10 protein-coding genes are annotated in these 11971 nt (G+C 69.4%); 3 read left to right on the top strand and 7 right to left on the bottom strand.

All coding sequences use genetic code 11. The annotated features are described in order from the left end of the window. Positions 1–23: 23 nt before the first annotated feature. The 5 genes from astB to BM436_RS23290 all read right to left on the bottom strand — a co-directional run bounded on the left by astB (position 24) and on the right by BM436_RS23290 (position 6252). The gene (gene astB, locus BM436_RS23310; protein WP_093557934.1) at positions 24–1364 is read right to left on the bottom strand and encodes an N-succinylarginine dihydrolase; all 1341 of its coding nucleotides are present in this window, start codon (positions 1362–1364) and stop codon (positions 24–26) included. 19 nt (positions 1365–1383) lie between these two features. Further along, positions 1384–2859, bottom strand: a complete 1476-nt coding sequence (gene astD, locus BM436_RS23305; protein WP_093557933.1) for a succinylglutamate-semialdehyde dehydrogenase — start codon at positions 2857–2859, stop codon at positions 1384–1386. After that, positions 2852–3901: an arginine N-succinyltransferase gene (gene astA, locus BM436_RS23300; protein ID WP_093557932.1), complete on the bottom strand. Its 1050-nt coding sequence runs from the start codon at positions 3899–3901 to the stop codon at positions 2852–2854. Before astA ends, astD begins: the two co-directional genes overlap by 8 nt. A 12-nt stretch (positions 3902–3913) precedes the next feature. Next, a complete protein-coding gene (locus BM436_RS23295; protein WP_093557931.1) occupies positions 3914–4945 on the bottom strand; it encodes an arginine N-succinyltransferase in 1032 nt (343 codons plus the stop codon). A gap of 68 nt (positions 4946–5013) precedes the next feature. Continuing rightward, on the bottom strand, positions 5014–6252 hold the full coding sequence (locus BM436_RS23290; RefSeq protein ID WP_093557930.1) for an acetylornithine/succinyldiaminopimelate transaminase: 1239 nt from the start codon (positions 6250–6252) through the stop codon (positions 5014–5016). Between the two features lie 206 nt (positions 6253–6458). Here BM436_RS23290 and BM436_RS23285 point away from each other — a divergent pair, with 206 nt between their 5' ends. After that, positions 6459–9050 carry a transporter substrate-binding domain-containing protein gene (locus BM436_RS23285; protein WP_093557929.1) on the top strand — a complete coding sequence of 864 codons (2592 nt, stop codon included), beginning with the start codon at positions 6459–6461 and terminating at the stop codon, positions 9048–9050. Between the two features lie 5 nt (positions 9051–9055). Here BM436_RS23285 and BM436_RS23280 read toward each other — a convergent pair whose 3' ends face one another. Together BM436_RS23280 and BM436_RS23275 are read right to left on the bottom strand one after the other, a co-directional pair. Beyond that, the gene (locus tag BM436_RS23280; protein ID WP_093557928.1) at positions 9056–10021 is read right to left on the bottom strand and encodes a GlxA family transcriptional regulator; all 966 of its coding nucleotides are present in this window, start codon (positions 10019–10021) and stop codon (positions 9056–9058) included. Between the two features lie 55 nt (positions 10022–10076). Next, entirely contained in the window at positions 10077–10991 is a 915-nt protein-coding gene (locus BM436_RS23275; RefSeq protein ID WP_093557927.1) for a DMT family transporter, read from the bottom strand. Between the two features lie 132 nt (positions 10992–11123). On the opposite strand from BM436_RS23275, the gene BM436_RS23270 reads away from it, so the two are divergent. Together BM436_RS23270 and BM436_RS23265 are read left to right on the top strand one after the other, a co-directional pair. Beyond that, positions 11124–11558: a MarR family winged helix-turn-helix transcriptional regulator gene (locus BM436_RS23270; protein WP_093557926.1), complete on the top strand. Its 435-nt coding sequence runs from the start codon at positions 11124–11126 to the stop codon at positions 11556–11558. Between the two features lie 48 nt (positions 11559–11606). Then, the gene (locus tag BM436_RS23265; RefSeq protein WP_093557925.1) at positions 11607–11891 is read left to right on the top strand and encodes a hypothetical protein; all 285 of its coding nucleotides are present in this window, start codon (positions 11607–11609) and stop codon (positions 11889–11891) included. Positions 11892–11971 lie beyond the last annotated feature (80 nt).

Below are 11971 nucleotides of genomic sequence, written 5' to 3'. Positions count from 1 at the left end.
CATATGGTGATGAATACGCGATTTTACAGCTCATACAGTCCGGGCAGGCCCAGAATCCGGGTCAATTCCTCCAGCGCGGCGCGCACCTCCAGCGCCAGTCGCGGATCGGCCAGGTCGGCCGGCTCCAGGCGGTCGCGGTAGTACTTTTGCACCCAGGCCACCAGCGTGTGGTACAGCGCCTCGGTCATCACCACCCCCTGGTGCATGGCGCCCGCCTCCTCGTCGGTCAGCGCCACGCGCAGGCGCAGGCAAGCCGGGCCGCCGCCGTTGCGCATCGACTGGCGCAGGTCGAAGTGGATCAGTTCATCGACCGGGCCGCCGCTGGCCACCAGGCCGGCCAGGTAGCTGTCCACGGCGGCGTTCTCGCGGCATTCCTGCGGAATCACCAGCGCCATCTTGCCGGTCGGCTTGGACAGCAGCTGGCTGTTGAACAGATAGCTGTGCACCGCATCCGCCACGGCCACGGCGCCGGTGTCGACCCGCACCGCCTGCAGCTCGGCGCCCGCGCCGGCCATGGCCGCGCGCAGCGAGGCCAGCGTGGCCGACTCGTCGGCGAAGGCCTGCTCGTGGTAGAACAGCACGTTGGCGTTGCCGACCGCGATCACGTCGTTGTGGAACACGCCCTGGTCGATCACGTCCGGGTTCTGCTGGATGAAGACGGCGCGTCCGGCGTCCAGGCCGTGCAGCCTGGCCACCGCCTGGGACGCCTCCAACGTGTGGCGCGCCGGGAAGCGCTTGGGCGCGGGGGCGGACGGGTCGAACTCGACGCGGCCGTAGACGAACATCTCCACGCCGCGGTCGCCGTGGGCCGCGCACAGGCGGGTGTGGTTGGCCGCGCCCTCGTCGCCGAAGGCCGGGGTGCCGGGCAGCGCGTCGTGCACGGCGAAGCGCCGCTCGTCGTGGAAGATGGCGCGCAGGCTGCGGGCGGACTGCGTGTGCTCGAAGGCGCGGTGCAGCTTGTTGTTCAGGTTGGCGGGCGTGAAATGCACGCGGCCGTCGCCGGTGTCGGCCGAGGGGCTGACGGTGGCGGCGTTGGCGGTCCACATCGGCGAGGCCGAATACGCGCAGGCCAGGATCACCGGCGACTCCTTGTAGGCCTTGGCCAGCACGTCGGCGTCGCTGCCGGTGAAGCCCAGGCTACGCAGCAGGCGGAAGTTGGGACGGTCCTGCGGCGGCAGCAGCGCCTGCGCGAAACCGCGCTGCGCCAGCGCGCGCATCTTGGCCAGGCCCTGCAGCGCCGCCAGCCGGGGGTTGGACGCGCTCTTGACGTTGTTGAACGAGGCCACGTTGCCGAACGAAAGGCCGGCGTAGTTGTGGGACGGGCCTACCAGGCCATCGAAGTTGTACTCGCGTGCTGGGCGCATGGGTTGATCCTCGGCTGGCTCAGAAGGTCATGCCCGGCGACAGCTTCGCCGGCATTTCAAGGACGCTGTTCTCGATCGAGGCGACCGGATAGGCGCAGTAGTCGGCCGCGTAGTAGGCGCTCGGACGGTGGTTGCCGGACTTGCCGACGCCGCCGAACGGCGCGCTGCTGGCCGCGCCGGTGGTCGGGCGGTTCCAGTTGACGATGCCGGCGCGCGCCAGCGCCTGGAACTTGTTCCACAGCGCCTCGTCGTTGGAGATCAGGCCGGAGGCCAGGCCGTACTGGGTGTCGTTGGCGACCTTGATGGCGCTGTCGAAATCGGCCACGCGCTTGATCTGCAGCAGGGGCCCGAACCATTCCTCGTCCGGGATGCCTTGCGCGTCGGTGGTGTCGACGATGCCGGCCGAGACGAAGCCCGTGCCCTCTTGCAGGTGCTTCATTTCCAGCAGCAGCTTGCCGCCCTTGGCCACCATGTCGTTCTGCGCCTGCACCAGGCGCGCGGCCACGGCGGCCGAGACCACGGGGCCCATGAAGGGCTGCGGCTCGGCGTTGGAGGCGCCCACCACCAGCTTGGAGGCCACCTCCACCAGGCGTTGCACGAAGGCGTCGCCGGCGGCGCCGGTTTGCACCACCAGGCGGCGCGCGCAGGTGCAGCGCTGGCCGGCCGAGATGAAGGCGGAGGACACGGCCATGAACACGGCCGCGTCGATGTCCTTCACGTCCCACACCACCAGCGGGTTGTTGCCGCCCATTTCCAGCGCCAGCAGCTTGCCGGTCTGGCCGGCGAACTGGCGGTGCAGCGCGGCGCCGGTCTGGCTGGAGCCGGTGAACAGCACGCCGTCGATGTCGGTGTTTTGTCCCAGCGCGACGCCGGTGTCGCGGCCGCCGTTGACCAGGTTGACCACGCCGGCCGGCACGCCCGCCTTTTCCCACAGCTGCACGGTTTTCACGGCGGTGCGCGGCGCGTATTCGCTGGGCTTGAACACCACGGTGTTGCCGGCGATGAGGGCCGGCACGATGTGGCCGTTGGGCAGGTGGCCGGGGAAGTTGTAGGGGCCGAACACGCCGAACACGCCGTGCGGACGGTGGCGCAGCACCGCCTCGCCATCCGCCACCTTGCCGCGGGTTTCGCCGGTGCGCGCGGCATGGGCCTGCACCGAGATGTCGACCTTGTTGGCCATGGTGGTCACTTCGGTGCGCGCCTCCCACAGCGGCTTGCCGACCTCCTCGGCGATCAGCAGCGCCAGCTCCTCGGCGTTCTCCTTCAGCAGGTCGCGGAAGCGGGCGGCGATGGCCACGCGCTCGGCCAGCGGCGTCAGCGCCCAGGCCTCGAAGGCGCCGCGCGCGGCGGCGCAGGCGGCGGCCACGTCGTCGGCGGTCGCTTCGCGGCTGGCCCAAGTCCGGCGGCCGTTGGACGGATCGATGGTGACCAGTTCGGCGCCGTGGCCTGCGAGCCATTGGCCGTTAATGAAGTTGCTCTGGGCTTGTTCAGACATGGGAATGCTTCCTCGCGTTGAGAGTCAGGGTGCGGACGGTGTCGCCGGCGCGGCAGCGCAGCAGTTGCTGGTCTTCCGCGGACAGGTCGATATTGCCGTTCACGTGGGCGGCCTCCGACAGGATCATGCGGAAGTCGCGCAGATTCGTGTTGGACACCAGGATGGGTTCGAGCTGCGGCGCGCAGGCGTGCGTCATGTCGCTGTCGACGTCGACGGTGGCCAGCGCGCTGTCGCGCATGGCGCGCAGCTCGGAGATGCGGCCCTGCAGCACCGGGCCGGCGTCGAAGATGTCGACGTAGCCCTCGTAGTGCATGCCCTCCTGCTCCAGCAGGCGGCGCGCGGGCGCGGTGGAGGTGTGCACCTTGCCGACCACGTCCTGCGCGTCCTTCGGCAGGTAGGCGACGTACAGCGGCTGGCGCGGCATCAGCTCGGCGATGAAGGACTTCTTGCCCAGCGCGGTCAACTCGTCCACGCGGTCGAATTCCATCTTGAAGAAGTGGCGGCCCAGGCCCTCGTAGAACGGCGAGCGGCCGTTCTCGGCCTGGTAGCCGCGCATCTCGGCGATCAGCCGCTCGTTGAACAGGTGCGGGAACTGGGCGATGAACAGGAAGCGGCACTTGGACAGCAGCTTGCCGTTGTTGCCCTGGCGGTAGTCCGGGTTCAGGAACAGCGAGCACAGTTCCGAGCTGCCCGTGAGGTCGTTCGACAGGTACAGCGTCTCCATGCGCGTGAACACCTTCAGTTCGCGGCTGGAGTGCACCAGGGTGCCGATGCGGTAGTTGTAGAACGGCTCGTCCAGGCCCACCGAGGCCTTGATGGCGCACACGCCGGCGATGCGGCCGCTGGCGGTGTCCTCCATCACGAACATGTAGTCGCGCTTTTCCGGCGCGATGGTTTCGGCGAACGAGGCGCAGGCGATGTCCAGGCGGTCGCCCAGCATCTTCATGTCCGGCTTGAGCGTGGTCATGCCGGAGCCCACCTGGCTGGCCATCAGGTACAGGGCGTCCAGGTCGGTGGCTTGTATGGAGCGTACAACTAGCATATCGGTCTCACTTTAAATACGGGCGCACAGCACGCTGTCGCCCTCGGCGACCTGCAGGGCGTCCAACACGTCCGGCGGCAGCGCGATGGCGGTGCCGCCCTCGATGGCGGGAACGGAGACCACGGCCGCGCGGAAGCGCGGGCCGGCGTTGGCGGCCACCGCGTACGCGACGGCCGGTTCGCCCGCGCGCGACGGGCGGGACGGCTCCACGCGGCGCTGCATGGACGAGGTGATGGTGCGCAGCGCGTGCTTGTGCGCCTGCAGGATGGGACCGCCGTCGAAGATGTCGATGTACTCGTCGGCCTCGAAGCCCTCCTCCGTCAGCAGGCCGAAGGCCAGCTCGCCGGACGGGTGGATCTGGCCCATGACGGCCTGGGCGTCGCCCGGCAGCAGCGGCACGTAGACCGGGTAGTGCGGCATCAGCTCGACGATCAGGGTGCGGTTGCGCGCGCCGCCGATGGTGCGTTCGGCGTCCAGGAAATCCATCTGGAAGAACTTGCGGCCCAGCGCGTCCCAGAACGGCGACTCGCCATTGGGGCCGGTGGCGCCGGCCAGCGGCACGAAGAAGCGGTCGCTGAAGCGCTGCGGCGCCATCGCCGCGAACAGCAGGCGCGCGCGCGACAGCAGCGCGGCCTCGGGCGCGCCCTTGACCCGGTCGTCGACGTAGAAGCTGGACAGCTGCGAATACGCGGTCAGCTCGGAGCACAGGGTCAGCGCGTGCACGCTGTGGCTGATGTTCAGGTCGCGCGAGACCTGCTGGATGACATCGTTGCGGAACGAGAAGTAGGTGCCGTTGGTGCCGGCCGCCGCGAAGATCGAGGCGGTGCCCACGATGCGGCGGTCGGCCAGCGACTCCAGCACGAAGAGATAGGATTCCTCGCTGGGAATGTCGACATTGGCGCCGAACGAGGCGATCGAGGCTTCGATGGCCTGCGCGATCTTGTCGCGCGTCTTCGGCAGGGTATGGACACCCGGCATGCTGACCGCTGCCAGCTTTTCCAGCGCCGCGATATCCGCGATTTCTACCGGACGGACGACATACATGGGGACTCCTTTGTTGTTATCTGACAGGCATGGCGGCGCCGCGCGCGGGCGCGGCGCCGCCGGGCGCCTTAGCCCTTCAAGCCGTCCAGCGCCACGCGCAGGATGCGGCCGGCTTCGGCGATCTGCGCGTCGGACACGATCAGCGCCGGCGCGAAGCGCACCACGTCGGTGCCGGCGATCAGCACCATCAGGCCCTCGGCCTCGGCGGCCTTCTGGATGTCCTTGGACTTGCCCTTCCAGGCGTCGGCCACCACCACGCCCAGCAACAGGCCGCTGCCGCGCACGGAGGAGAGGATCTCAGGATAGTCCTTGCACAGGCCTTCCAGCATGGCCGTCAACGTGCCCGAGGCCTCGTTCACGCGCGCCAGGAAGGCCGGCTGGTTGATGGTGTCGAGCACCGTCAGCGCCACGGTGGCGGCCAGCGGGTTGCCGCCGTAGGTGGTGCCGTGGCTGCCCACGCTCAGCGTGGCGGCCAGTTCGGCGGTGGTCAGCATGGCGCCGATCGGGTAGCCGTTGCCCAGCGCCTTGGCCGAGGTCAGGATGTCCGGCGTGATGCCGTAGCCCTGGTAGGCGAACAGGTGGCCGGTGCGGCCCATGCCGCACTGCACCTCGTCGAAGATCAGCAGCGCGCCGGTCTGGTCGCACAGCTCGCGCAGCGCCTGCAGGAAGGCCTTGTCGCCCGGGACCACGCCGCCCTCGCCCTGCACCGGTTCCACGATCACGGCGCACACGTCGTCGGTGATGGCGGCGCGCGCCGCCTCGATGTTGTTGTACTCGATGTGGTCGATGGCCGGCGGCAGCGGCTCGAAGCCCTCGGTGTACTTGGACTGGCCGCCGACGGACACGGTGAACAGCGTGCGGCCGTGGAAGGAGCTGAAGCAGGACACGATGCGCGATTTGCCCTCGCCGCCCTTGGCGTGGCCGTGCTTGCGGGCCAGCTTCAGGGCCGCCTCGTTGGCCTCGGCGCCGGAGTTGCAGAAGAAGGCGCGCTCGGCGAAGGTGGCCTCGGTCAGGGCCATGCCCAGGCGCAGCACGGGCTCGTTGGTGTAGCCGTTACCCAGGTGCCACAGGGTGTTGGCCTGCCTGGTCAGGGCCTCCACCAGCACGGGATTGCAGTGGCCCAGCGAGGCCACGGCGATGCCGGAGGTGAAGTCCAGGTAATGCTTGCCGTTCTGGTCCCACAGGTCCAGGCCCGAGGCGCGCACCGGCACCATCGCGGCCGGCGCGTAGGTGGGGACGAGCACCTCGTCGAAAGTCTGCCGGGTGACCGGGCGGGTGGTTACAGAAGAGTCAAGCTTTGCGTTCATGGCATTCCCCATCGAAAGTAGAGGTACGGCCGCAACCAGGCGGCCACGGGTGGTACGTCATTATAAAAAGCGGGATGCTAAAACTCTTTTGTGGATGCGACAAGGATTTTCATTTTTCAGAAGGCCGGCGACATACCCGCTTGCCCCCTCATTGCGCCGCACGGTGTATGCTGTACTGAAAACAGCCGGTCCCGGATTCCGCCCAAATGCGCACCGCACGCGACAGGATTGCTTTGTGGATAAGTCTACTCTGGCTGGCGTGCCGCCCCCTGGTCACGCCGGCGGCGGCGGCGCAGGCCGTGCTGACGCCCGCCGAGCGGGCCTGGGTGCGGACCCATCCGGTGCTCACGCTGGCGCTGGCCCAGAACAACCCGCCGCTGAACTTCCGCCGCGCCGACGCCGCCGGCGCCACCTACGCCGGCGCCTCGCTCGACTACGCGGAACTGGTGGCGCGCAACACGGGCCTGCGGTTCCGCTACACCGGCTCGAGCTGGGAGGAGGCGCTGCGCAAGGGCATGGCGCACGAGGTGGACGGCGTGCTGTGCGCGCGCGACCTGCCGGAACGCAAGACCCGGCTGAACTTCTCCGATCCCTACCTGGAGCTGCCGATCGCGATGGCGGTGCGCGGCGGCCACGTCGACGCGCGCACGCTGGCCGCGTTCGGCGGCCAGCGCATCGCCGTCGTGCGCAGCACAGTGCGCGTGCCGGTGCTGCGCACGCGCTGCCCGGACTGCGAGCTGGTGGAGGTGGCGGACCCGCAGGAGGGCGCCACGCTGGTGCTGGGCGGGCAGGCCGACGGCCTGCTCGACGACCTGCCGGTGGCGCAACGCGCGGCCGGAGGCAAGCTGAAGATAGGCTTGGTGTACTACTTCGCCGAGGCCGCCACCATCCGCTTCGCGCTGCGCAACGACGCGCCCGAGCTGCTGGCCATCGTCAACAAGGGCCTGGCCGCGATCACCCCGGCCGAGCATGAGCTGATACGGACGCGCTGGCTGGGCGCGGCGCAGGGCGTGCCCGCCCGGCGCGAGCTGCCGCTGTCGCCCGCCCAGCAGGCCTGGCTGGCGCGGCGCCCCGTGCTGCGGGTGGCGGTCGACGTGGGCCGCCCGCCCATCGAGTGGCGCGGCGAGGATGGCATCCTGCGCGGCATCTCGGTCGACATCATGCGGCGCATGGAGCTGATGCTGAACACCCGCTTCGAACTGGTGCCCAGCATAAACATCGCCGACCAGCTGGCCAAGGCGCGGCGCAAGGAGGTCGACCTGGTGTCGGCCATCGCGCACGCGCCGGAGCGCGCGGGCTACCTGTCGGTGACCGAACCCTTCCTCAGCACCCCGACCGTCATCTTCAGCCGCGTGGGCGAGCCGCCGCCGGGCGGCCTGTCCGGCCTGGCCGGCAAGCGGGTGGGCGTGTCGGCCCGCAGCAATATCGAAGAGCGCCTGCGCAAGGACTGGCCCGCCATCGTTCCGGTCCAGGTCGGAAATTTCCGCGAGGCGACCGAGCTGCTGCGCGCCGGCGGGATCGACGCGCTGGTCGGCCCGCTGCTGACCGGCACCCACCAGCTGGTCGAGACGGGGGCCAGCGACATCCGCGTGGCCGGCGAGACCGACTACAGCTACCGGGTCGGCTACGGCGTGCGCGCCGACCTGCCGGAACTGCTGCCCATCATCGAATTGGCGCTGGCGGCCATCGAGCGCGACGAGCGCGAGGCCATCCGCCAGAAATGGACCACGGTCCAGTTCTCGCACGAGCTGGACTACCGCCCGCTGGCGCTGCTGCTGATGGCGGTGGTGGTGGCCACCGCCTTCATCGTGCAGCTGCGCGTGATGGTCCGGCGCCGCACCGCCGAACTGCAGGGCGAGGTGGGCGTGCGGCGCGCGCGCGAGGAGGAGATCCAGCGGCTCAACACGGTGCTGGAGCAGCGCGTGCACGAGCGCACGGCCCAGCTGACGCAGGCCAACGAGGACCTGCGGCTGGCCGCCGAGCAGCTGGTGCAGACGGAAAAAGTGGCGTCGCTGGGCCGCCTGGTGGCCGGCATCGCGCACGAGCTGAACACGCCGCTGGGCAGCTCGCTGACGGCCGCCACCACCATGCGCGACCTGCTGCGCGACTTCGGCGCGGGGCTGGTCGGCGGCGGCTTGCGGCGCTCGCAGGCGGAGGAATTCCTGCGCCAGTGCCAGCAGGCCTGCGGCATCATCGAGCGCAACACCCACCGCGCCTCGGGACTGATCGAGAACTTCAAGGAACTGGCGGTCGACCAGGCCAGCGTGCGGCGCCGCCCCTTCCGCCTGCGCCACACGGTGGAGGAGGTGATCGCCACCCACCGCAACGCGTGGAAGAAGACGCCGCACCGGATCGCGCTGGACATCCCGGAGGAGATCGAGCTGGACAGCTACCCCGGGCCGCTGGCGCAGGTGCTGTCCAACCTGCTGGAAAACACGCTGGTGCACGGCTTCGCCGCCAGCGCCGGCGGCACGGTGACGATCCTCGCCAGCGTGGACGGCGAGCGGGTCTGCCTGTCCTATGGCGACGACGGCGCCGGCATCCCGGCCGAGCACTGCAACAAGATCTACGACCCCTTCTTCACCACGCGCATGGGCCAGGGCGGCTCGGGGCTGGGGCTGTACATCGTGCAGACGCTGGTGTCCGGCGTGCTGGGCGGCACCATCGCGGTGCACAGCGAGGCGGGGCTGGGCACCCGCTTCCACATCACGCTGCCGCTGGTGGCGCCGGACAGCAATGACAGCTCCGGCGCGCACGGCGCGGTGGCGGTGCCGCGCGACACGCCCGTCCGCGCCTGACCGCGCTAGCCGGCCAGCTTGCGCTGCCGTTCCTCGCGCGGCGTGTTGCCGAACAGGGTGCCGAAGGCGGTGGAGAAGTGCGAACCGGACGAGAAGCCGCACATCAGCCCCACTTGCACGATGGAATAATTGGTTTCCAGCAGCAGCTGGCGCGCGCGCTGCAGGCGCAGCTCCAGGTAGTAGCGCGACGGCAGGCTGCCCAGGTATTGCTTGAACAGGCGCTCCAGCTGGCGCCGCGACAGGCCCACCAGGCCGGCCACGTCGTCGGTGGAGAGCGGCTCCTCGATGTTGGCCTCCATCAGGGTGACCGCCTCGGACAGCTTGGGCTGCAGCGCGCCGAAGCGGGCCTGCAGCGCCACCCGCTGGCGCTCCTCGGGGCCGCGCACCCGGTCGATGCACAGCGCCTCCTTGATCTCGGCCTGCACATTGGGGCCGAACAGCGCCTCCACCAGCGTGAGCGCGAAATCGGCGCTGGCCGCGCCGCCGCAGCAGCTCAGGTGCGGGCCGTCCAGCTCGAACAGATTGGGGGTCAGGATGGCGCGCTCGGCGATGTCCTCGGCGTCCGCGTACAGGGCCCAGGGCAGCGCGATGCGCACGCCGCCCATCAGCCCCGCCTCGGCCAGCCACAGCACGCCGGCGCCGACGCCGCCCCAGTAGGGCGCCGCGCGGCAGCGTTCGATGACGGCGCGGATCAAAGGCGGCGGCAACGCGGCCTGGGTCTCGTCGGCCACCAGCAGCGCCAGGTGCCAGGCGCCCGCGTGGTCGGCCAGGCCGTCGGCCGCGCCGTCGGCGGCCTGCCGCGGCGTGCGGACGTCGAGCTGCAGGCGCCCGCCCAGCAGGCGCGCGGCCAGCCGCAGCGGCTGCGCCAGGCCGGCCCAGGTCAGCGTGTCCGCCTCGCCCGCGTTCACCAGCAGCACGCGCAGCGGCTGCTCCCTGGCGAGGATGGACAAGTGGGCGAACGGCGTGGACAACGGGCGATTCCTTCTGCTAAAACGATACCCTCGGCGGGGAACACGGGGTCCGCCTTTATTCGGGGGCCAGCGCGGTGGGCGGGCGCGGCACGCTCCACTGGCTCGCTATCATACCGGAGATCATCAACAGCGCGCCCAGCACGCCGGTCCAGGCCAGCGTCTCGCCCAGCCACAGATAGCCGAAGATGGCGGCGCAACCGGGCTCGAAGGCGTAGATCACGGCCGCCTCGTTGGCGCTGGCGCGGCTCTGGCCCCAGGTCTGCAGCGAAATGATGGCGGCGGTGGCCACCACGCCCAGGTAGATCAGGTTCCAGCGGTATTGCAGCAGGCCCTGCCAGACGTATTCCCAGTAGTCGCCCATGTCCTGCGGCGCGGCGATCGGCCCGCGCGGCACCTCGCGCAGCGCGATCCACAGGCCGGCGCACAGCGCCACCGTCAGCACCTGCGCCGCCGTCAGCGACATCAGCCGGTCCGCCTTGCGGGTCTGGGTCTCCATCAGCTTGATGTACAGGCCGAAGCACAGCGCGGCCAGCAGCGCCAGCGTGTCGCCCCGGCCCCAGATGAAGGCGCCGTCCCAGCACAGCGCGAACAGGCCGGCCAGCGCCAGGGCCAGCGCCGCCACGATGCGCGGCTCCGGGCGCCGGCCCATGGCCAGGCCCAGCAGCGGCGGCACCAGCACGTTCAGGCCGCAGACGAAGGCGTTGCGGTTGGAGCTGGTCAGCGCCAGGCCCTCCACCTGGAACAGGTAGCAGAAAAACAGCAGCACGCCGCTGAGCGCGCCGCGGCGGCAATCGGCCCAGCCGGCGCCCCACAGGAAGGGCAGCAGGATGACGCTGGCCAGCGTGAAGCGGCTGACCACGATCCAGTTGGCGGACAGGATGTTCGTCATGTCCTTCATGGCGGGAAAGGTGGTGCCCCAGACCAGGGTCACCATTAACAAGGCGGCGATGGCGCGCGCGTGGTTGGGCATGTTGTTTTGTCCATATTTGTTCTGCGCCTATGGTACCCGAGAGTGGCGCGGCGGCGTGCGCGATGGCGGGCGCGGCCGAAACGCCGCGATCGGGGCGGGACAAACCCGGCCCGGGCGCTATAATCACGTTCCATGGGTGAACGATATTTGAAGAGTATCCGGCTGCTGGCCGAGTGCATGCAGGGCTTTGAGCGCCTGTCGGGCGAGCATGTGCGCCAGTGCGGATTGACCCATGCCCAATTCGACATCATCGCCACCCTGGGCAACACGCCGGGCATGCCGTACAAGGAGCTGGGCGACAAGACCCTGATCACCAAGGGCACGCTGACCGGCGTGATCGAGCGCCTGGAGCAGAAGGGCCTGGTGGAGCGCGAGCGCAGCCTGGACGACAAGCGCTCCTGGTTCATCCGCCTGACGCCGCGCGGCGAGCAGCTGTTCCGCGAGGTCTTCCCGCGGGTGGTGTCGCTGGGCGCGGCGGTGTTCTCCGGCTACGGCGACGACGATTTCGCCGCCCTTGAAAAAACCCTGTCCGGCCTTAAACAAGTGATAACAGCAGGCGGCGCCTGAGGCGCGCGCCAACCTAACAACCCACTAGAAAAACTCCACACCATGTCTTTGAAAACCACCCTGCTCGAGGGCCTCGCGCCCGCGAAATTCGACAAGCAAATCACCGGCAACCTGCTGCTCAGCGAAGAGCCGGCCGACGTCGTGCGCAAGGAGAAGCTGCTGATCGGCATCCGCAACGAGGACGGCGACATCTACCGCCTGATCGGCGCGACCAAGCACAACAGCTTCATGAACGCCATCGAGGAACTGTTCGACCTCGACCTGGTGGACGAGCTGCAAGACACCGAGGGCACGCGCGAAGGCTGCGACGCCATCTTCAGCGGCGCCGACTAGGCTTCCCGCCCCGAAAAAGGGGTCAGGTTCGATTTTCCCGCGCGGGAAAATCGAACCTGACCCCTTTTTGCTTTTCCGGC

Source organism: Pseudoduganella namucuonensis, assembly GCF_900116645.1.
GTDB classification, from domain to species: domain Bacteria; phylum Pseudomonadota; class Gammaproteobacteria; order Burkholderiales; family Burkholderiaceae_D; genus Rugamonas; species Rugamonas namucuonensis.
This window is presented reverse-complemented; position numbering and strand designations above follow the sequence as displayed.